Raw genomic sequence first — 22,012 nt, 5'->3', positions numbered from 1 at the left:
TATAGTAGCATAGCAAAGAGGTCATTTCCATAACTTTTATGAAAAAAAGCAATTTCTTTTAAATTTCAGTGTACAATAATACTAGTTAATCGTTTCCACTGGTAATCTTGATTTGTAATATGGGTAATGTTGGGTAGAGGAGAGAGTGTCTGGTGAATGAAGTTCGAGTTTGGAGCGAACAGACGATGGGAAAAGGATGGAAGGCGATTTGCCACCATCAATTCGATCGTCATCGCTTATTGATAGGAGAGTGGTTCCATAACGTAGGTGTACTTGCTTTTTCCATCAATCAAGATGCGGATTTGTTACCGGATGTCCTTCCAAACACATTCGATCTGCCGCTCGTCTCGGAACGTATGCAACGTGTCATTGAAGCATACGCGCCTTTTTCTGTACAGTGTCTCAAGGTACATCTTGAGACGAAAGACGGAGTGGTTCCGTACTATCTTCTCAATCTCTTATCTGTCAGTCGAATCGAATATCTACATACGACGGATGTCTTCCGTCCGATCCCGAGACGACGTGTCTATTTTTTGACAGAGCGACGGATCAACGATTCGATATGTCCGCACCACCTGATGCGAGATGAACGCACACAGCGCATGTTCGTCTCTGCTCAGCTCGCTCGACAATTCGAGTGTATGGCTGTGACGGGTATCCACTTTGAAAAGATACAACGAATGGAGGAATTTAAATGAAACAGTACACAGTCGATCATTGGATCACGTTAGAATATCCAAAGGTATTTGAATATCAAGAAGAAGAAACGTACGTCAGTTTTTATTCGACGGATGAAAATGCAATGGGTACGCTACAGTTATCCATTTATGAATCAGATTCTGAAGAGCTGACACCGTATGAAGCAGCAGAACAAGAAATCAACCTGTTGGTTGAAGAGTTCGGAATTGAACTGACGGGAGCACTTGAAGTTCGTCGCAATTCAACAAAAGAAGCGTTGCTCGCAGTAGATGGAAAAGAAGAAGATATCTTCTTACGGATCTATGCTTACTCGGACGGGGAACGGTTAGTTCTGTTGACGTACTCTGCAGAACGCGAGACGCTTGAGATCGAGGAAATCGAAGCAATGATTTCTTCATTGACTTGGATTCAATGAGGTAAATAATAGAGATGGAAAAAGGCGGCGGATCGTTAGGATCCACTGCCTTTTTTGTATCGGTCGTTAGGTCTTAAGAAGAACGGGAAGACGATCGCGCGGTTGCTGGATTGACTTGTTTATTCAACCAGCTCGCGATATCGGCAAAAACACGAATTCGTTCGAACTCATGGAAGAGCTCGTGACGCAATCCACGATAAATCGTCAGCTGTACAGCATCAACGCGGACACGGTTATACATGTCAAACAAGTGATGAATCCCTTTGCCGTCAAACGCCACCGCGTCATCGCCACCTGCAATCAGCAGAAGAGGTAAATGACGTGGGTGTTGATAGATGGAGGCAAGCGCATTGACGAGTTTCGTTGCTTGCAGTAGCTCATAGAAGAAGCCGAGTGTAACCGTTTGACCGGACAACGGATCAGCATCATAACGCATGACGTATTGCGGATCCGAAGATAACCAGGCATTTTTAGAAAGTGCCGGGAAGAAACGTAAATTATAGCGTCCGAAAACGAGTTGTCCAAATCGCTCAGCTGGGTGGGTCGCTGACATCTGGTTGATCTGACGCTCGACGAGCTTTTCACTGATATTACCGAGTAACCCAGTACTAGTCGGAGGACCGCTAGCGATGACACCCGCGACCGAATGACCGAGTGTTTGACCAATCCGGCGAGCAATCAAGGAACCAAAGCTATGACCGAAAATGAATACAGGTAATTCCGGGTAGCGTTCTTGGATGTCATACACGAGCTCTTCAGCATCTTGCATCAATTGTTTAAATCCGTGATTCGGCTCAAGGTGTCCGAGCGTTCCGAGCTGTGCTGCACGCGTCCCGAAGCAGCGTAAGTCTGCAATGATCGTATGGTAATGATGAGCATAGAGAAATTCGGCAAATTCCTCATACCGTGCCCCATGCTCCATCATCCCGTGAAAGACGATCACGACGCCTTTAGGATCGTGCGCTTCGAGACTATGCAATGTCGTTGTATAGCCGTCAGAGGCTATCCAATGTGAATGATCAATCGTCATGTAACTCATCCTCTCATCAAGAAAGTCCGAATACCTGTCCGTCTTCTGAGACGCCCATGTGGAAGGCGGCAGGTACTGCAGGTAATCCGGGCATCGTTAATACATTCCCAGTCAGTGCGACGATGAATCCTGCACCAATCGATGGTCGAATTTCGCGAACCGTAATCGTGAAGTCTTCGACACGACCGTACCGCGCAGGGTCATCGGTTAACGAAAATGGTGTTTTTGCCATACAAATCGGTAAATCATTCAATCCCATCTCTGTACACCGCTCGAGTTCACGTAGCGCTTTGGCTTCAAAGTGAACATCTGCTGCGCCATAGACATGTTTCGCGATCCGTTCTATTTTTTGACGGAGCGGTAATACGTCAGGATAGAGTGGGCGGAACTGACTTGGCTCCTCAAGCGCTTGCATGATTTCGGTGACGAGTGCTTCACCACCGGCACCACCCTTACTAAAGACCTCACTTTCTGCCACACGAATATTGCGTTCCTGACACCATGTCAAGATCATGTTCCGTTCAGCTTCTGTGTCGGTGAAGAAACGGTTCAAGGCAACGACAGCAGGGACACCGAACAAGTTCATCGTCTCGACGTGTTTTTCAAGTAAAGCAAGACCATCCGTTAAGGCAGACAGATTTTCTTCACTGAGTTGCGTTTTGTCTACTCCACCATGCATTTTCAAGGCACGAACCGTAGCAACGATTACAACGGCATCCGGATGGAGACCACCAATCCGTGATTTGATATTGAAGAATTTTTCAGCACCTAAATCAGCTCCGAATCCTGCTTCTGTGACGACGTAATCACTCAGTTTCAGCGCAGTTTGTGTGGCAATCAAAGAGTTACAGCCATGTGCGATATTTGCGAATGGACCACCATGAATCAGTGCGGGTGTTCCTTCGACCGTTTGAACGAGATTCGGTCGAAACGCATCTTTTAGGAGTAACGTTGCAGCTCCCGCTGCCTGAATGTCTTTGACTGTTATAGGTTGTTGATCGTACGTATAGGCGACGACGATGCGACTCAGCCGTTGTTCGAGATCCATAATCGAGTCGGCGAGACAAAGAACAGCCATGATTTCAGAAGCGACTGTAATATCGAATCCTTCTTGACGAGGCACACCATGAGCAGGACCACCGAGACCAATCGTGACTTGGCGTAGGGCACGATCGTTCAAATCAAGAACCCGTTTCCAGACGATGCGACGCGGATCAATCCCAAGGACATTTCCTTGATGCAAATGATTGTCGAGTAAGGCACTGATCGTATTATGAGCAGACGTGATTGCATGCATATCACCTGTGAAATGCAGATTGATCTCTTCCATCGGCAAGACTTGGCTATAGCCGCCACCACATGCGCCACCTTTTAAGCCCATCGTCGGACCGAGTGAGGGTTCGCGCAAACAGATCATCGTCTTGTGTTTGGCCCGGTGTAACGCCTGTCCGAGTCCTACGGTAACGGTCGATTTCCCTTCACCGGCAGCCGTTGGATTGATCGCAGTGACAAGAATCAGTTTGCCGTCAGATTTTGTTGCCAACCGGTTCAGCAGCCCGTCTGTCAACTTCGCTTTATATTTTCCGTACGTATCAAAATCCTCTTCTTGTAAACCAATCCGGTCCGCAATTTCTCGAATCGGTCGTAAGACGGTTTGTTGTGCAATTTCTAAGTCAGAACGAATGGTCTTTTCCATGGTATCGACTCCCTCTTTGATTGGATCTCTCTTTTTTCTAATAGTAGCGTATCTGATACAAACGCGCCAAAGGAAAACGTTCAATATTTTCCACCCAATGGGTCAAATGGTGACGTGTTCAAGTGTGAGAGAAAGACGTACTGTAGAGTGGAGGAGGGATGAAACAATGACATCTGGACAAAAGAAGTGGAAACGCGGTCTTGATTTTTGGCTCTTCGTCGGACCGGTCTTTCTTGTATTCGCAGTGATCGTGCTTGTACCGTTTTTTAATGGCGTCATGTATTCGTTCACGGATTGGAACGGAGTGACCGGAGAATTAAATTGGATCGGCTTTGATAACTATGTCCGTCTCTTTACAAGTGACGAACAGTTCCAGCAGTCATTTTGGTTAACGACACGCTACACGGTCGTCGCCGTCATCTTAACGAATGTTGTCGGTTTCATCTTGGCATTTTTATTAACGCAAAATATTCGTACACGTAATTTCTTGCGAACGATTTTTTTCATGCCGAACTTAATCGGTGGGTTGATTCTCGGATTCGTCTGGCAGTTCATCTACGTTAAAGGATTCGCATCAATCGGTGAATTGACAGGGTGGAGCATATTTGAACTTCCATGGTTAGGAGATGCTCGAACAGGATTTTGGGGAATTGTCATCGTTTCAATTTGGCAAGGTGGCGGTTACATCATGGTCATCTATATCGCGGCTCTACAAAACGTTCCACAAGAGCTGATTGAAGCAGCAAAAATCGATGGTGCGAATCGTCTGTCGACGTTACGGAACATTACGTTGCCGCTGATCATGCCGTCGGTCACGATTTGTCTCTTCTTAACGATTTCATGGTCCTTCAAGTTATTCGATACGAACTTATCACTCACGAATGGCGGACCATTCAAATCGACTGAGATGCTTGCTTTGAATATCTATAAAGAATCGTTTACGAACAATAATCTTGGGCTCGGATCAGCGAAGGCAATCATCTTCTTCGTCGTTGTTGCGGCGATTACAGTCACTCAAGTCTATCTGACGAAAAAACGGGAGGTGGAAGCATGAGTACGGCGCAACCGTTACCAACTCCGCAAGAGGAGAAACCAAAGCGTTCTAAAAAGACGAAAAGTCGCTATTCTTTACGTCTTGGAACAGTCGAACTGGCAGCCTTACTGATGGGTCTTCTGTATATGATTCCGTTTTATTATGTTGTTTCGAATTCATTCAAGACGCAGGGCGATATTTTTACGAATACATCGGGTCTTCCGAAGGAATGGATGACATCGAACTATGCAGAAGCATGGGAAGCGATGAACTTCGGAAAAGTCTTTTTAAACTCCGTCATCATTACTGTTGGTGCTAACGCAGTCATCATCATCTTTTGTTCGATGGCAGCTTGGAAACTCGTTCGGACGAAAACACGTTTGTCGACGATTATCTTCTTCTTATTCGTTGCGGCGATGATCATTCCATTCCAATCGATCATGATTCCCTTATCGAAACTGTCTGGTGATCTCGGATTGCAGAACAGTTATTGGGGATTGATTCTAATGTATCTTGGTTTTGGATCTGGATTATCGATTTTCCTATATCATGGATTCATGAAATCGATTCCTGAAGAAATTGAGGAGGCGGCCATTATTGATGGTTGTTCGCAATGGGGTGTATTCTGGCGAATCGTCTTCCCATTACTCAAGCCAATTACGGTGACGATCATCATTTTGAACACACTTTGGATTTGGAACGATTTCCTATTACCATCGCTCATGTTACGAGACGTCGATTTACGGACAATTCCACTCGCGACATTCTATTTCTTCGGTCAGTATACGAAGCAATGGGACTTAGCGCTTGCCGGACTCGTGCTTGGGATCATTCCATTATTATTGTTCTTCTTTGCCCTACAAAAACAGATTATTCAAGGAATTACGAGTGGATCCATCAAATAATTTTTGTAAGCGCGTTCTCGCTTCTGCGAGAACGCTTTTGTTATGTTTTTTACGTCAGATTAATCTGACAACTTGTATGTTTTTTTAAAAAAAGTCTTTTCAAACACTTGTGACATGTTGTACGATGTTCTCAATTCAATTGTAACAACGACGTTGAAGGGAAGAGTAACACCTTGTACGACCGTATAGCGAGCTGGGGATGGTGAGAGCCCAGTCGGAAGCAAGATGCGAAGAACCTCCCGGAGTCGCTACCCGAACCCGAATGTCAGTAGGCGTAGCCGGAGTTGCCTGTCCGTTATCATAAGGCCGAAGATGAAGTGATTCGTCTTTTGAGTGAGCAACATCGTTGCTAACATGGGTGGTACCGCGGAACCGAGTCTTTCGTCCCATATTCTTGGGAAAGAAGGGCTCTTTTTTATGGCTTCTTTTTCAAAACACAATTGAGGAGGAATACCACCATGACAACACTCGTATCGATGAAACACACACAGGAAGCAATCACACTCGTAAAGAAACGCTTTGAGGAACGCTTTTCGAAAACACTCGGATTGACACGTGTCGAAGCACCATTGTTCGTAGAAAGTACACTCGGTGTCAACGATCACCTCAACGGAGTGGAGCGAATCATTCGCTTTGATGCACTAGATCACACAGCAGATCTTGAAATCGTTCAATCCCTTGCGAAGTGGAAACGCCAAGCACTCCATACGTACGGATTTGAAGCAGGAGAAGGGTTGTACACATTGATGCATGCGATTCGTCGCGATGAAATGTTAGATGCGACTCATTCTATACATGTCGATCAGTGGGACTGGGAACGTATCATTACGAAAGAACAACGGACGAGTGCTTATTTACAAGAAACGGTACAAGCAATCTACGCAACGATTCGCCAAGTCGAACAAGAAGTGGAAGTAGAGTATGGTATTTCAGCGATCTTACCGGAAACGATCCATTTCATGACGACGCAAGAACTTGAGGATGCTTATCCAAAACTCTCGACAAAAGAACGTGAAACAGAAGCTACGAAGACTTACGGTGCTGTTTTCTTGATGCAGATCGGTGGCGCACTAGCTTCAGGAGAGAAGCATGACGGTCGAGCTGCAGATTACGATGACTGGACACTCAACGGTGACATCTTAGTCCACCACCCAGAGATCGGAGCATTCGAGTTGTCTTCGATGGGAATCCGCGTTGACCGTGAAGCGCTGTTAAAGCAGACAGAAATCGCTCAAGAAGAAGATAAGTTGGCTTTCCCGTTCCATCAAGGTGTGCTCGAAGAGCGTCTACCGTTAACGATGGGTGGAGGGATCGGTCAATCCCGTATGGCGATGTTCTTATTGAAGAAGCGTCATATCGGTGAAGTTCAAGCTTCTGTTTGGTCGGAAGAGACACGTAAGAGTCTTCAAGCTGAAGGCATTCACTTGCTCTGACATATATATATATAGTAAGAAAGCGTCAAAACAATGACGTTTTAAATACTGAAGAGTATACTTCCATTCGGAAGTGTACTCTTTTTTTAAAGTTCATAAGACCTTAGGCGGAGGAAAGACGTGTCGATTCCTGATAGAATGGGGATAACAATAAATAAGAAAGAGGTGAAAGCATGTCTTCTCTATTAATCGTTGGGATACTCATCCCTATTTTGTTCATTGCGTTTTTATGGTTCAACATTAAAGGCTTACGGACAATGTGGCGGGATTATAAACAGACAGGCTCAATCGTTGCACTCGGCTTCTTTATTGTCGGGATCATCGGGATTTTCACAGGCGTCTGGACGACACTAGTCGTCATCATCTATTATCTCCTCCGTCCAGCGAGAGGATGAACGGAGGGTTACTTGTATGTTGGAATGGTTGTTCTCAGCCGGAGAATCCAATCTCTGGCTGTTTTTGGGAATTATGATCGTTGGTCTTGGAACGGAATTGATTCCAGCAGAAGTTGGCTTACCGCTACTAGGTCTATATGTGTCAAACGGAACGGTGAGTTGGACAATGGCTGTTCTTGTCGGTTTTTTAGGAAGTCTAATGGGGGCAACGGTCTTTTATCTTCTTGGTCGTTATGCGGGGCGTCCGATCCTGGTCAGGTACGGTAAATGGCTACTGATTAAAGAAAAAGAAATCGCTCAGGGAGAGCGGATTGTCGCGAAGTACGGAACATGGTCAGCATTATTTGGACGGTTCTTCCCAGTTGTTCGCTCAGTTGTCTCGATCCCGTGTGGTTTGTTCGGTTTATCGTTCAAGCGTTATCTACTCGCTTCAAGTATTGGACTTTTTCCAGTTTCCTTCTTTTACATTTGGGTCGGTGAACGGTTTGGAGTAGAACGGGCTGAATCGATGTTAAAAGGGTTAGAGCAGGAGTTGTGGTGGATTCTAGGCGGAATCGTCGTGGTTCTTGGAGGCTATATCCTCTATCGTCGCTCTAAAGCAAAACAGAAAGAACAGACGCAAGACGCAAAGACGAAGCAACAGAATAAGTGAACAGATCAAAATAGGGTAGTAGATGATAAGCATCTACTACCCTGTTTTGTATGAACCTTAAGCAGGGGGAAACAAGAATCGTTTGAGTGTCTTAATCCGATGTTTTGGAGTAAGCAGTAATAATTGATCGTTGCCTTCAAGAGCAGTGTCACCACGAGGAGTAATAATTTGATCATCACGAATGATGGCGGTAATCAAAAATTCCTGTGGTAAATCAATTTCTGAAATGGTCGTTCCAATGAATGGATGGGACATCGGTAACGTCAATTCAATGATTTCTGCATTTGGTTTACCGATCGACATGAACTCAATGACCGTATGAATAGCAGAGGTCTGTGTCTCATTCAGACGTAACCGCTCAGCAAGAAACGTCAACATACTCCCTTGAATCAGTGTCGACAGCAGAACCGTGAAGAAAACGATATTAAAAATCATCGATGCATTCTCAATACCCGCAACGAGTGGATATGTCGCGAGAATGATTGGCACCGCTCCTTTTAGACCAGCAAAGGAAATAAAGACCTTTTCTTGCCACGAATAACGAAACGGTAGGAGACTTACCCAGACCGATAGAGGGCGAGCAATGAAAATCAAGATCAGTGCCAGTGCGATAGAGGATAGAATGACCTGTACATCAAGCAATTGTTTTGGGAAGACGAGCAGACCGAGCACGATGAACATCCCGATTTGGGCAAGGTGAGCCATACTCATCGTAAAGCGGACGAGCGTCTGACGGTAGACGAGTTCGTGATTGCTAATATAGATCGCCGTGACATAAACAGCTAAAAATCCGCTGGCATGGAACGTATCAGCTAATCCGAAAGACAAGAAAGCGAACGACATGAGCAGGATCGGATAAAAGCTAGACGAGGACAAATCGATGCGATTGATCAATGTCGAGGCTGCCCATCCGATAAATAAACCAATTAGAAGTCCCATCGTCATTTCCCAAACGAGTGAACCAAGTCCTGCTAAGAGTGACGCCTCTTCAGGGTTTGTTACGAACTCAAGGAATAAGACTGTCAAAAAGACGGCCATCGGGTCGTTCGTTCCAGATTCGACCTCGAGTGTGGATCCGACTTTACGTCGAATGGGCTGACCACTTAGGACAGAAAAAATGGCGGCAGCATCGGTCGAACCAACGATTGCTCCAAGCAAGAAAGCATTCGCCCAACTGAAGCCAAGAATGTAATGGGAAGCGACGGCAACGATGGAGGTAGCAATAAAGACCCCGAATGTCGCAAGAGAAAGAGAAGGAGCTAATTCATGACGTACTTCCTTCCAGGCGGTTTGCAGTCCACCTTCGAATAAAATGATGATCAGAGCGACCGTTCCGAGAAGCTGCGCAAGTTCAGCGTCGTCAAAGCGAATAAAGCCTGTAATGTCGCTTCCGGCAATCATTCCAAGTGCGATAAAAATTAATAGTGCCGGAATATTAAGACGACTCGATAACTTTGTCGTCCAAACGGCAGCAAACAGCAATATACCAATCAATAAAATCGTTAGTTGCAAGGACATGGCATCAAACTCCTATTCATGAAAGAATCTCTAGTTTCATGATACAACAATTCCGATGAAAAGACTCGGATAACGATTGTTCAATATTTTCCACCACACCGGACAACTTTCTCTCTCTTCATTGCAAGCGTTTTCATTTATTGTGAAGATGTAGCACGAATATGAAACGAAATCAGGGAGGGAATCCGAATGCGTAAAAGAAGATGGGCAGCATTACCTGTCGTCACGACGGCGATGGTTGTCGCTTTGGCAGCATGTGGTGGCGGTACATTGAATAGCGATGACTCGAAAGATAGTGGTTCAAAAGATGGTAAGACGCTCAACGTATTCCAATTCAAGGCTGAAATCGCAAAAGACATGGAAAAGATGGCAAAAGCATATGAGAAGGAAACAGGAACGAAAGTCGTCGTACAAACTGTTGGTGGCGGATCGGATTATGGTGCGGCTCTGAAATCACAATTCGCTTCAGGCAATGAACCTGATGTTTTCAACAACGGTGGATTCACAGAAGCGAAAACATGGCAGGACAAACTAGAAGACCTATCGGATGAAAAATGGGTCAGTGATTTGACAGACCTCTCAAAAGAGCCGATGACAATCGACGGGAAGTTATACGGAATGCCGATGAACCTCGAAGGATATGGTTTCATCTATAATAAGGATATCTTCAAAAAAGCTGGTATCACAGAACTTCCAAAAACGTTAACTGAGTTGACTGATGCTTCGAAGAAATTGAAAGCAGATGGAGTGACACCGTTCTCGATCGGATACGGAGAGTGGTGGGTTCTTGGAAATCACCTTTTGAACATTCCGGTCGCGCAGCAGGATGATCCGGACCAGTTCATCGCGGACTTGAATGCTGGAAAAGCAAAGTTTGAAGACAACAAACAGTTCAAGGAGTTCATGAATCTATTTGATTTAACGATCAAGTACGGGAACAAAAATCCGTTGACGACGGATTACAACACACAAGTTTCTCAGTTTGCTGAAGGTAAGACAGCGATGATTCAACAAGGGAACTGGGCACAACAATTGATCACGGATGTAAACCCTGATATCAACATGGGCTTCATCCCGATGCCGATTAATGATGATAAAGAAAAGATGGATCGTCTTCCTGTCGGCGTACCAAACAACTGGGTTGTCAACAAGAACTCGAAGAATAAAGCAGAAGCAAAAAAATTCCTCGAATGGATGGCAACATCTGATACAGGGAAAGATTATATGGTCAATAAATTCAAATTCATTCCAGCTTTCAAATCAATCGAAGCGAAGGATTTAGGACCGCTTGCAGATGATATTCAAGCATACTCGAAAGATGGAAAAACAATCTCATGGAACTGGTTCAAGTATCCGGATGGAGCAGTAAACGAGTTCGGAGCAATCATGCAAGCATATGTCGGTAAGCAAAAAACGGCTGACGAAATGTTGCAAGATTTTACGAAGACATGGGATAAAATGAAGAAATAAGAATAATACAAAAAACATGCCTGGTCCGATCAATTAACGGAACAGGCATGTTTTTTGTATTACAGGAAGAATAATTGAATGAAGAAGAGAAGCGCGAATACATAGATGAGTGGATGAACGCGCTCTTTTTGGATAGCTTTCATAATCGGATAGACGATGAAACCAAATGCGATACCAGTTGCGATACTACCGGATAATGGCATGATCAAGATGACAAGAAAAGCCGTGAATGCTTCACTGAAATCATCCCATGGAATCTGTTTAATATTTTGAATCATGAAGGCACCGACTAAAATCAATGCTGGAGCAGTGATTGCTGGAACACTCGAAATTGATTGAACGAACGGTCCGAAGATGGCAGATAAGCCGAATAAAATTCCGACTGTCACGGATGTGAGTCCAGTTCGTCCACCAGCAGCGACACCTGCTGCAGATTCTACGTAAGCGGTTGTTGGGCTTGTTCCAAACAATGAACCAGCAACCATTGCTGTTGAATCAGATAATAGTGCAAGTTCGCTGTTTTTCAACGATCCATCTTCTTCAATTAGTCCGGCTTGTTCTCCAACTGCGACCATCGTTCCTGTCGTGTCAAACATCGTCACGAGCACGAATGAGAGAACACCACTGAACAAACCATATTGGAACACATCTTGAATGGCGTTGAACGGATTAGTGATGATCAGTCCTTCTGGTAATGTTGGTAATGCGACGAAGGAATCGGAAAACTTCAATTCACCTGTCAAGAATGCAATCAATCCAGAAAGGACCATGGCGTACAAAATAGCACCTGGTACACGTTTGATCGTCAAAATAGCTGCAACTAACAGTCCAATGAGCGTAATGAGTGCTTCTGGTGATGTCAATGCACCGATTGTGACGAGTGTATCTTCACTAGCGACTAAAATTCCTGACATCTTCAGACCGAGTGAAGCGATGAAGAGACCGATTCCACCTGTGATAGCAAGCTTTAATGTCATCGGAATGATTTCAATTAACTTCGTTCGAATCGGTGAGAGTGATAACAATAAGAAAATGAAACCAGCGACGAATACGACTGAGAGTGCTGTTTGATATGGGATTTTTTCACCAACGACAAGTGTGTAAGTAAAATACGCATTGAGTCCCATTCCGGGTGCGACTGCGATGGGGAGATTCGCATAAAGTCCCATCAGAAGTGTACCGATCAATGTCGCGATGATCGTCGCAGAAAAAGCTTGAGCTTGCGGGATACCGGCATCTGCTAAAATCGTCGGGTTGACGAGCAAAATATATGCCATCGTAATGAACGTCACGAATCCAGCTTGGATTTCACGTTTTACGGTTGTTTGATGTGCGGCAAGTTTAAACATGGATAAAAGGACCACCTTCATAACAAATTGATTAAAAAACGAACATTGATGATGTTATAGTAAAATTCATTCGGAATCAAGTCGAAACAGAAAAGAATTTTTTTAGCGAATCGAGAAAGAGAATATCAGGAAATGATGTAAGCGGATTCAAGGTTATGATACGATTGATTACAAGAAAAAGGATGGGGGCGCCTTTTATGAAAAGTATCCGGACGCGTTTGATTCGTCTCGTCGTCCTGGCAATCTTGATTCCAACAGCCCTCGCGACATCGATTTCCTACTTGTATGTGCGGCATCAAAACATCGAACAGGCAGAACGTTCTAGCCTGAATGTGTTGACGCGGGGAAATACACAGGTGACCCACTACATAGAGGATATTCGCCGTCTATCGACGAGTCTGTATGCGAATCGTTCGTTGATGAACATCATGCGTGTTGGAGCAGACAAGGAACTAGACGAATCGGATGGAGTCGTTTCGCGAGCGATGTTAGGTCTGTTTTTGTCCCGTCAGGATATCGAGCAGTTGCATTTCGTCATCTTAAATGGCTATTCGGAGTATTCGGTCTACAATATGAAAACGACGAGTCGGGGAACATTCGATTGGATGCAGGAAACGGATTACTTTCAATTGATGAAACAAAAAAATGGCTGGTTAATTGACGGGGCGCACACCATTGAACCGTATAATGTACACACGATGATTCTCGATGAAAAACAAGTTGTTAGTTTTCGTTATCGCATCGATCGTGTCGAAACAGATGAGCCGCTCGGCTTCCTCTCGGTGGATATCCCTGTCCGTGTGTTTGAACAACAGTTGAAGCTGTTCGAGAATGATCCAGAAGAATCGTTGTGGTTGATGACAGATCAGCGTGTTTTGGCACAGACTGGAGCAGAGATGAAACTACCAGTAGATCAATTTACTGGGAAGAGTGGGAGTTTACGTGTCGGAAAATCTTTCATTGTCTACTCGAAGACGATGACGAATGGAGTTCCACTAACACTAGTCAAACGAATTCCGTATGCATCGGTCATCCAAGGAGCGAACGAAACAGCATTGATTCTTGTTTTGATTGGTCTCGTCTCACTATTTGTCATGATCATTGCAGCAAGTCTCGTTGCCATGCAGATTACGAAACCAATCAAACAGTTGACGGCAAATGTCTGGCGAGTCGAACAAGGGGATTTATCAGCGCCATTCGTTGCGACGACGAATGACGAGATTGGATTACTCAACCGCCAGTTTCAACGTATGATTCAACGCATCGATCGTTTAATCAAACGGGAGTATCGACTGGCACTTGAGAATCGGACGAATGAGCTACGGGCATTACAATCCCAGCTCAATCCACACTTTTTATTCAACGCCTTGCAATCCATCGGTACGACGACGTTACAAGGAGACCGGAAGATCGCGTATCGCTCCATCACGGGTTTATCTCAAATGATGCGTTACTCGATGAATAATGAGCAGACGATCGTGACGTTAAAACAAGAAGTCGATCATCTCCAGGCGTATATTCGTTTGCAACAGCAACGTTTTCCAGAACGGTTCCGTTATATCGTCGACGTCCCTTGGCACCTCAATGACATTGAAGTACCAAAGATGATTTTACAACCGTTTGCTGAAAACTATTTTAAACACGCCTTCCGTCAACAATTAGCAGCAACAGAAAACTATCTCGCTTATAAAGTACGGACGGACGGCGGACGCCTCATCATTCAAATTGAGAATAGCGGCGCCGTCCTCGAAGCAGGGCGACTCGAAGAAATTGATCGGAAAATGCGCATGCATCGTAGTCCGGAAGATCTTGAGACAAGTGGGATTGGTCTCCATAATATTTATGAACGTCTCTTGATTTTTTACGGGGAGGAAGCAAATATGACGCTCTCTTCTGCATCTGTAAAGGGTGGATTCAAAATCGTGATTCGGATTCCATATGAGAAGGGGGAATTGACATGAATGTGTTGATCGTAGACGATGAACAACATGTACGGGAAGCGGTCAAACTGCTCGGAGAATGGGACAGTTGGCAGGTCTCACGCATTTACGAGGCGGAACATGGGGAAGAAGCCAAACGCTTACTGGATACCGGAACGATTGATTTAATGCTGACAGATGTCGAAATGCCAGGACTCGACGGATTAACGTTACTAGAATGGACAAAAAATCATCATCCAAAGGTCGTCACGATCGTGCTGACAGGGTATGATGATTATACGTATATGCGGCGTGCCATTTTGCATCAATCCTTCGATTATTTATTGAAGCCTGTTGATCCAGATGTACTCAATGATGCCTTGTCCCGCGCGATGGAATGTATCCATCCGGTAGTGGAATCAGGGGAAGCGATTGATCAAATCGCCAAATACATCGAAACGCATTATGCGGAAGAATTGACACTACAATTCATGAGCGAACGGTTTTACTTGAGCCGAGAGTATATATCACGACGCTTCAAACAGCGTTTTTCTGTTAACTTATCTGATTACATTCAAACGATTCGCTTGAATCGGGCGAAGGAATTATTGAGTGAGACGGAAGCGCGCATTTACGAAATCGCACTTGAAGTCGGATATCAGGACGATAAGTATTTTCGGAAAGTGTTCAAAAAACAATTCGGCATGACACCGAATGAGTTTCGTGAATTGTTGTCGATTTAAACGACTATCGAGGAGGAATCGTACATGAGTGTACACATTAATGCAGCTGAAGGACAAATCGCCGAAACGGTCTTACTTCCAGGAGATCCGTTACGTGCTAAATACATCGCTGAGACGTTTTTAGAGGATGTCGTTCTCTACAATGAAGTTCGAGGAATGTATGGCTTTACAGGTACTTATAAAGGTAAAAAAGTTTCGGTTCAAGGAACAGGCATGGGTGTACCATCGATGTCGATCTATGCGAATGAACTCGTTCAGTCGTACGGTGCGAAGAACTTGATCCGTGTCGGAACTGCTGGTGGTATCACGCCAGACGTTAAGGTCCGTGACGTCGTCATCGCGATGAGTGCTTCTCATGACATGGCACAAAACCGTGTTCGTTTTAACGGCTTAGACTACGCACCGACAGCTTCTTTTGATTTGTTGCATAAAGCGTATACAGCAGCAAAAGAACAAGGTATCGATGCAAAAGTCGGTCAAATCTTCACGACGGATCAGTTCTATCAAGATGACTTCCACCATTTCAAAAAATGGGCCGATTTCGGATGTCTTGCGATCGAAATGGAAGCGGCAGGTCTTTACACGCTTGCAGCGAAACATAAAGTGAATGCATTGACGATCTTGACGATTTCAGATCATCTGTTGACAGGAGAAGAAACGACATCGGAAGAGCGCCAGACGACATTCAACGATATGATGAAAGTTGCGCTTGAGACAGCGATTCAATTATAAGAAGGAAGACGGAGAAGCCTCTCCGTCTTTTTTCGTATCGAAAAAGAGATATGGTAAGATGAGAACAGTGTTATAGATCAGTTAAAGGGGAGATTCTCGGATGGAAACAACGATTACAGAAACAGTGCTATCAGAACGCCTTCAGACGCAGCGCCACTTTTTCCGAACAGGTGCGACACGCAGTCTAGCCTTTCGCTTAAGTATGCTGACATTCTTACGTCAAGCAATCGAAACGCATGAAGCCGCGATTTATGAAGCATTAAAACAGGATCTTAATAAAGGACAGCATGACGCGTTCACAACTGAAATCGGATTCGTTTACGGAGAGATTCAACGGATGGAAAGACAACTCCGTCGACTTGCACGACCAAAACGTGTAGCAACACCTCTCTTGCATATCGGATCGAAAAGTGAAATTCAGTACGAGCCATATGGCAATGTTCTCGTTATCGCACCATGGAACTATCCATTCCAATTAGCACTCGCTCCCGTTATTGGCGCGATTGCTGCTGGGAATACGGTCGTCCTTAAACCATCCGAGCTGACACCGAACGTCTCTCGTGTATTACGAGAAGTTTTTGAAACGGCCTTCCATGAACGATTCGGAATCGTCATTGAAGGGGATGCTGAAGTCAGTAGCGCCTTGTTGAACGAGCGCTTTGATTATATCTTCTTTACGGGTTCCACACGTGTCGGAAAAATTGTGCACCAGGCAGCTGCGAAACATTTGACACCGGTCACGCTTGAGCTAGGTGGGAAATCTCCGACAATCGTGCACAAGGATGCGGACCTTCGTCTAGCAGCCAAGCGGGTTGCATGGGGGAAATGGTTAAATGCTGGGCAAACATGTATTGCTCCGGATTACGTATTGATTCACGAAGATGTCAAAGAACGCTTCCTGCAATTGATTGAAGAAGAAGCTTTCAAACAGTACGGGAACGGTGTTGGTGTTTCTTCGTACGTCAAAATCGTCTCAGACGACCATTTGGAGCGTCTAAGCAGTTATTTGACGCAAGGTACGATTGAATTTGGAGGACAAGTAGATCCAGAAACCCGTAAGATGGCGCCGACTGTCATGACGGATGTGGCGACGGATGCTCCATTGATGCAAGATGAAATTTTTGGACCGATTCTACCTGTACTCACATATCGTGAAATCGAGGAAGTCATCACGTTCGTCAATGATCGTGACAAGCCGCTTGCTCTTTATTTGTTCACAGAGAATAAAGCCGTCGAACATCGTATCCTTGAACGGATTTCGTTCGGTGGTGGATGTATCAACGATACACTGATGCACGTCGCACAGCACCACTTACCATTTGGTGGAGTCGGAGCAAGCGGGATGGGTGGATATCACGGGAAATATAGCTTCGAGACGTTCAGCCATCGAAAAGGAATCGTCAAAAACACGACGGCATTTGATCTACCGTTCCGCTACATGCGAACAAATACCAATTCCAAATGGATGCGCTTTTTGTTATGATGAGCTGTATTGAATATATGGTATGAGAGGGATTTTGATTGTGAAGAAGAAATTAATTCGACTCATGAAAAAAACAGGTATGGTGGAGCGAAGTCTTCGGACCATGATGCGAATCTTCACCTTATTTCCGGTACGGAAAAATCGTGTCATGTTCGAAAGCTTTTTGGGCAAACAATACAATGATAGTCCTAAAGCCATCTACGATGAGTTGAAAAAGATGAACGCCGGCTTAGAACTGATTATCAGCAAACAACGCGGTGTTTCTATAACGGATGAACATGTAACATCTGTGAATCGGATGACGATCAAATGGATTTTTTTATTAGCTACTTCTCGCGTTTGGGTGTCCAATAGCCGCCTTCCTTCGTGGCTAGTGAAACGAAAAGGTACTCTATATTATCAAACGTGGCATGGTACACCATTAAAAAAATTAGCGCTTGATATGACTGATGTCCGAATGGCGAACACATCAACTGATCGCTATAAAAAAGATTTCATAAGAGAGTCAGCAAAATGGGATGTTCTTCTTTCTCCGAACGCATACTCTAGTAAAATTTTCAAAAGAGCGTTTGGATACGAAGGCAAAATGTTAGAAATCGGATATCCTAGAAATGATGTGTTGTACCAAAATGAAAAGCAGGAAAGTCTTGTCGAGCGGGTAAAGGCACATTATCAAATAGAATCCGATAAAAAAATTATTTTATATGCTCCAACATGGCGAGATGATGATTACGCTGAACAAGGAAACTACTCATTTACGTTACCTTTCTCCATTGAACGATTCGATGAAGAATTTGGTGATGAGTATACGATGCTTGTACGACTCCATTATCTTGTTGGAAATCAACTGGATTTGAGTGCTGTATCAGCGATTAAGAATGCCTCTAGATATCCTGAAATTTCTGAGCTATACTTAGCGGCAGATATCTTGGTGACGGATTATTCCTCTGTGATGTTCGATTATGCGCACTTGAAACGTCCTATGCTATTCTACACCTATGATCTCAAACATTATCGTGATCACTTGAGAGGATTTTATTTTTCTTTTGAGAAAGAAGCACCGGGTCCGTTGATTCAAGACGAACAACTTCTTTTTGAAGAAATTAGACAAATTGATTCGTGGGAGCGACGATTCAATTTGAAGAGTGAAGCATTTCGTCGTCACTATTGTGAATGGGATGACGGTCATGCAGCAAAAAGAGCTGCAATGGATATCTTAGAGAATATTAAATAAACGGGGAGTGTTTTTTAGATGAAGAAGGTCATTACGTACGGTACATTTGATTTGTTACACTGGGGACATATCAACATTTTGCGTCGAGCTAAAGAAATGGGTGATTATCTCATCGTTGCAATTTCGACAGATGAATTCAATCGTCTTAAGCATAAACAAGCGTATCATAATTATGAGAATCGTAAATTGATTTTAGAAGCCATTCGATATGTAGACGAAGTTATTCCAGAAAACAACTGGGAACAAAAAGTAGAAGACGTTCAAAAACATGGTGTAGATGTATTTGTAATGGGAGATGACTGGAAAGGTGAGTTCGACTTTTTGAAAGATCATTGTGAAGTCGTTTACTTAGAGCGTACTGAAGGAATCTCGACTAGCCAAATTAAAAATGAGCTTGGCTCGAATTAATGAATAATGTTGAGGCCTCGCGGAAGTGAGGTCTCTTTTTTAAGGGAGTCACTAAATATGCGTTCAATGATTATTTCGATCTATTTATTCATCTTTCGAATAGTCTATAAACTATTTTGCTTTTTACCCGTTCAAGAAAAAACGTTATTTTGGATGAGCTATGGTGAAAATGCGATGCCGATACATCTTCGCTTAAATCAGCGAAAAAAACAACAAAAGCAAGTTCTCATCTTCGATAAACGCTATATGCGGGCGACAGATTATTGGAATGTCAGTCGTAAAGTTGCTTATCATCCTATGCGATTGATTACGATGTCTTATCATTTAGCTACTTCTCGTTATATTTTTTTAGATAATTATATTGGAGAATTCAGTGTTGCCTCTACTCGAAAACATACAAGACGGATTCAATTGTGGCATGCCGCTGGAACGTTAAAACAATTTGGACTGACCTCATCGAAAACTCGTTCGATGTCAACGCAGGCACAAAAACGATTTCGACGTGTTTATCAAGAATACGGAGATTTTATTGTTCCCGGAATGCGTTGTGCTGAACAATTTATGATACCGCATGATCTAGAACGATCCCACTTTAAACCGTTCGGCATGCCACGAACAGATTATTGGTTCGACGAGAGACAGCGAGAGCGTAAGCTACTTGAACTTAAAAAGCGGTTCGTAAAATCTGACCGCCGAATCTTATTGTATGCACCGACATATCGAGAAAACAAAGGAATGGAAGACCAAACGATTCAACAATTCGAACAACTCGCTAAATCGGGGTGGACGATTCTCGTTAAATTACATCCGACGATTCAGGCACTTTCTACTGATCGTTCTCCGTATGTGCATTTGTTAGACGATACGTATCCAATCAATGATTATCTGCTTATCACAGATGTTCTTGTGACCGATTATTCTTCGATTCCATTTGAAAGCTGTCTGCTGAAAATTCCTGCGTTCTTATATACACCGGATATTGACACATACCGACAACTACCAGGACTTATCAATCAGTATCCGAAGCCGCTACCTGTCAGACAAACAGAGCGGATGGAGCAGTTGATAGAGTGGGTCATGTCTGATGCGATACTTGAAGAATGTCGTCAGCATATGCAGGAGTTTCAAACCAGTTGGTATGATCAGACACCTGGTCAAGCAGTCAATCGAATCGTTCATCATTACTATGGCGTAGATCAATGATATCAGTCCTGACGATTTCTTTTGTACTCTCAAAAGCAGTCGTCAGGTAATGTTTAAAGTATAAATGTGAAATGTTGAACAAAGTTTGACGATCTTTTGAAAATCCATTCTTTTGGACTGTGATGTTCTATACTAAAAGCAGAAGAAGAGGAGAGGAGAAATGGATATGCTAACTTGTGGAACGACTGAAGCCAATACGTTCGTCTTATCATCAGAGACACGAACGTTGCTTGAAAGCTTCATGACAGAAACGACGTTCAAAAAGGATTCCATCGTCTGTTGGGAAGGGGAAATGAACGATAAGTTGTTTTATGTGAAACAAGGAGGCGTCAAACTATCGAAGTTGACGAAAAAAGGCAGTCCATTACTCATGTTTTTATACTTCAAAGGAGATTTGTTTGGTGAATTTGATGTAGGAGAAGCTTTTCCGAGTTCCTACAGTATCGAAACGATGGAAGATAGCATCATCGGATTCTTATCAAAAAACCAATTAGAAGAGCTCATGAAAAAAGACGGTGCCTTTGCGCTTGAGATCATGCGATGGCAAGCATTGATGCGGAAACAGACAGAAACGAAACTACGTGACTTACTACTTTTTGGAAAACCAGGTGCATTAGCTTCGACGTTACTTCGCCTGATTGCGATGGAAGGAGAACAACTGGGGGAAACTTACCGTCTTGCGAAGCGACCATCCGACGGGGAGTTTGGTCAATTGATCGGTGCACCACGTGAAACCGTTAATCGTATGTTTTCTCAGTGGAAAAAAGAAGGGATTATTTCGATGACGGCAAAAGAAATCATTATTCATGATCCACAATATCTACGGGATCTGTGTCATTGTGAAGGGTGTCCGGCAGGTGTTTGTCGAATTTAATAGCTGATCTAAGAATAATCGCGACGTGAAACAGGATTTTCCTGTCTCACGTCATTTTTTATATGTAGAAAAATTTTCTATACTCATTTAGATGTGAACTTTCTGTGTGTTTTCGAAATAGAAACTGCGGAATCTTCACATTTAAAGTGATGTTTATCACAGTTTCCTGACCTGTTGAATTCTTACAATTAAGACAAGTTCAAAGCAGGAGAGGAGTAATCACCGTGAGCAAAAAAACAGAATCGAACCTCAAAGGAACATTCGTTGCTGTCCTGATTGTAGCAGGTGTCATCATCGGGATGTGGAGCTCAATCTTTCTATTATTTATATCACGTTAAGGGGGAGTTACGATGCATATTCATCGTCTAGAAAAAATCTGGTTGATCTTCGGAGTAGCGATGTTAGCAGTCTTCTTGACTATCATCGGTGTATCAGCCTTTGCATCTGGGAATCAACCGCCATCCGATGCGACGTTGATTGACCCGACGAAAGTCGATCAAACGAAACCATTCGATAAGCCAGGGCTAAAGAAGATTGATGACAACCGTTACGAAGCAGTCATCGTTTCACAAGCTTTTCAGTTTACACCAAAAGATATGGTCATACCTAAAGGGGCGACGGTCGATTTTCTCGTGACATCAAAGGACGTCGTACATGGATTTGAAATCGTCAAGACAAACGTCAACATGATGGTCGTTCCCGGACATATTAATTCAATCGAGTATACGTTCAAGGAAGCAGGCGAATATCTTGTCGTCTGTAACGAATATTGCGGATCAGGTCATCATATGATGGCAACTAAAATCAAGGTGGTGGAATAA

Annotated in this window: 22 protein-coding genes and 1 other annotated feature; of the genes, 18 read left to right on the top strand and 4 right to left on the bottom strand. The window is 43.8% G+C overall.

Annotation, left to right across the window (positions count from 1 at the left end; translation table 11 throughout):
• Positions 1–152: 152 nt before the first annotated feature.
• A complete protein-coding gene (locus tag ACV3PA_RS15665) occupies positions 153–698 on the top strand; it encodes an imm11 family protein (protein WP_235504824.1) in 546 nt (181 codons plus the stop codon).
• Positions 695–1,114, top strand: coding sequence for a hypothetical protein (locus tag ACV3PA_RS15660; RefSeq protein ID WP_023467229.1), 420 nt, complete (start codon positions 695–697; stop codon positions 1,112–1,114). Before ACV3PA_RS15665 ends, ACV3PA_RS15660 begins: the two co-directional genes overlap by 4 nt.
• Before the next feature lie 73 nt (positions 1,115–1,187).
• On the opposite strand, the gene ACV3PA_RS15655 is transcribed toward ACV3PA_RS15660, so the two are convergent.
• Positions 1,188–2,144 (bottom strand): alpha/beta fold hydrolase, encoded by a 957-nt coding sequence (locus tag ACV3PA_RS15655; RefSeq protein WP_456125185.1) that lies wholly within the window; start codon positions 2,142–2,144, stop codon positions 1,188–1,190.
• A gap of 16 nt (positions 2,145–2,160) precedes the next feature.
• Complete coding sequence (locus tag ACV3PA_RS15650; RefSeq protein ID WP_053452243.1) at positions 2,161–3,840, bottom strand: formate--tetrahydrofolate ligase; 1,680 nt, start codon at positions 3,838–3,840, stop codon at positions 2,161–2,163.
• 166 nt (positions 3,841–4,006) lie between these two features.
• On the opposite strand from ACV3PA_RS15650, the gene ACV3PA_RS15645 reads away from it, so the two are divergent.
• The 5 genes from ACV3PA_RS15645 (at position 4,007) to ACV3PA_RS15625 (ending at position 8,258) form a co-directional block, all read left to right on the top strand.
• Entirely contained in the window at positions 4,007–4,894 is an 888-nt protein-coding gene (locus ACV3PA_RS15645; RefSeq protein WP_053452242.1) for a carbohydrate ABC transporter permease, read from the top strand.
• Entirely contained in the window at positions 4,891–5,778 is an 888-nt protein-coding gene (locus tag ACV3PA_RS15640; RefSeq protein WP_053452241.1) for a carbohydrate ABC transporter permease, read from the top strand. The genes ACV3PA_RS15645 and ACV3PA_RS15640 overlap by 4 nt, the downstream gene beginning before the upstream one ends.
• 144 nt (positions 5,779–5,922) lie before the next feature.
• Positions 5,923–6,170 (top strand) — a binding site (T-box leader).
• A 66-nt stretch (positions 6,171–6,236) separates the two neighbouring features.
• Positions 6,237–7,211 carry an aspartate--ammonia ligase gene (gene asnA / locus ACV3PA_RS15635; RefSeq protein WP_053452240.1) on the top strand — a complete coding sequence of 325 codons (975 nt, stop codon included), beginning with the start codon at positions 6,237–6,239 and terminating at the stop codon, positions 7,209–7,211.
• Between the two features lie 173 nt (positions 7,212–7,384).
• The gene (locus tag ACV3PA_RS15630) at positions 7,385–7,606 is read left to right on the top strand and encodes a hypothetical protein (protein WP_053452239.1); all 222 of its coding nucleotides are present in this window, start codon (positions 7,385–7,387) and stop codon (positions 7,604–7,606) included.
• Positions 7,607–7,622: 16 nt separating this feature from the next.
• Positions 7,623–8,258 carry a DedA family protein gene (locus ACV3PA_RS15625; RefSeq protein ID WP_456125184.1) on the top strand — a complete coding sequence of 212 codons (636 nt, stop codon included), beginning with the start codon at positions 7,623–7,625 and terminating at the stop codon, positions 8,256–8,258.
• A 57-nt stretch (positions 8,259–8,315) separates the two neighbouring features.
• Here the strand turns inward: ACV3PA_RS15625 and ACV3PA_RS15620 are convergent, their stop codons facing one another.
• The gene (locus ACV3PA_RS15620) at positions 8,316–9,776 is read right to left on the bottom strand and encodes a potassium/proton antiporter (RefSeq protein WP_053452237.1); all 1,461 of its coding nucleotides are present in this window, start codon (positions 9,774–9,776) and stop codon (positions 8,316–8,318) included.
• A gap of 189 nt (positions 9,777–9,965) precedes the next feature.
• Between ACV3PA_RS15620 and ACV3PA_RS15615 the strand changes: the two genes are divergently transcribed.
• Positions 9,966–11,246 carry an ABC transporter substrate-binding protein gene (locus ACV3PA_RS15615; protein ID WP_456125183.1) on the top strand — a complete coding sequence of 427 codons (1,281 nt, stop codon included), beginning with the start codon at positions 9,966–9,968 and terminating at the stop codon, positions 11,244–11,246.
• A 59-nt stretch (positions 11,247–11,305) separates the two neighbouring features.
• Here ACV3PA_RS15615 and ACV3PA_RS15610 read toward each other — a convergent pair whose 3' ends face one another.
• The gene (locus ACV3PA_RS15610; protein WP_456125182.1) at positions 11,306–12,595 is read right to left on the bottom strand and encodes an NCS2 family permease; all 1,290 of its coding nucleotides are present in this window, start codon (positions 12,593–12,595) and stop codon (positions 11,306–11,308) included.
• 197 nt (positions 12,596–12,792) lie between these two features.
• Between ACV3PA_RS15610 and ACV3PA_RS15605 the strand changes: the two genes are divergently transcribed.
• The 10 genes from ACV3PA_RS15605 to ACV3PA_RS15560 all read left to right on the top strand — a co-directional run bounded on the left by ACV3PA_RS15605 (position 12,793) and on the right by ACV3PA_RS15560 (position 22,012).
• The gene (locus tag ACV3PA_RS15605; protein ID WP_053452234.1) at positions 12,793–14,556 is read left to right on the top strand and encodes a sensor histidine kinase; all 1,764 of its coding nucleotides are present in this window, start codon (positions 12,793–12,795) and stop codon (positions 14,554–14,556) included.
• A complete protein-coding gene (locus ACV3PA_RS15600) occupies positions 14,553–15,257 on the top strand; it encodes a response regulator transcription factor (RefSeq protein WP_053452233.1) in 705 nt (234 codons plus the stop codon). Before ACV3PA_RS15605 ends, ACV3PA_RS15600 begins: the two co-directional genes overlap by 4 nt.
• 24 nt (positions 15,258–15,281) lie before the next feature.
• On the top strand, positions 15,282–15,989 hold the full coding sequence (gene deoD, locus ACV3PA_RS15595; RefSeq protein WP_023467244.1) for a purine-nucleoside phosphorylase: 708 nt from the start codon (positions 15,282–15,284) through the stop codon (positions 15,987–15,989).
• A gap of 100 nt (positions 15,990–16,089) precedes the next feature.
• Complete coding sequence (locus tag ACV3PA_RS15590) at positions 16,090–17,472, top strand: aldehyde dehydrogenase (protein ID WP_053452232.1); 1,383 nt, start codon at positions 16,090–16,092, stop codon at positions 17,470–17,472.
• Between the two features lie 40 nt (positions 17,473–17,512).
• Positions 17,513–18,706 carry a CDP-glycerol glycerophosphotransferase family protein gene (locus tag ACV3PA_RS15585; protein ID WP_053452231.1) on the top strand — a complete coding sequence of 398 codons (1,194 nt, stop codon included), beginning with the start codon at positions 17,513–17,515 and terminating at the stop codon, positions 18,704–18,706.
• An 18-nt stretch (positions 18,707–18,724) separates the two neighbouring features.
• On the top strand, positions 18,725–19,114 hold the full coding sequence (gene tagD, locus ACV3PA_RS15580; RefSeq protein ID WP_053452230.1) for a glycerol-3-phosphate cytidylyltransferase: 390 nt from the start codon (positions 18,725–18,727) through the stop codon (positions 19,112–19,114).
• A 57-nt stretch (positions 19,115–19,171) separates the two neighbouring features.
• Complete coding sequence (locus ACV3PA_RS15575; RefSeq protein ID WP_053452229.1) at positions 19,172–20,317, top strand: CDP-glycerol glycerophosphotransferase family protein; 1,146 nt, start codon at positions 19,172–19,174, stop codon at positions 20,315–20,317.
• A 160-nt stretch (positions 20,318–20,477) separates the two neighbouring features.
• On the top strand, positions 20,478–21,191 hold the full coding sequence (locus tag ACV3PA_RS15570; protein ID WP_235504822.1) for a Crp/Fnr family transcriptional regulator: 714 nt from the start codon (positions 20,478–20,480) through the stop codon (positions 21,189–21,191).
• Positions 21,192–21,415: 224 nt separating this feature from the next.
• Complete coding sequence (locus ACV3PA_RS15565; RefSeq protein ID WP_235504821.1) at positions 21,416–21,529, top strand: cytochrome C oxidase subunit II; 114 nt, start codon at positions 21,416–21,418, stop codon at positions 21,527–21,529.
• Positions 21,530–21,541: 12 nt separating this feature from the next.
• Positions 21,542–22,012, top strand: a complete 471-nt coding sequence (locus ACV3PA_RS15560; RefSeq protein WP_053452228.1) for a cytochrome c oxidase subunit II — start codon at positions 21,542–21,544, stop codon at positions 22,010–22,012.

The organism is Exiguobacterium sp. EA-TM-5, assembly GCF_053878415.1.
The sequence above is the reverse complement of the archived record's forward strand: the minus strand, read 5'-3'. Positions and strand labels throughout refer to the sequence as shown.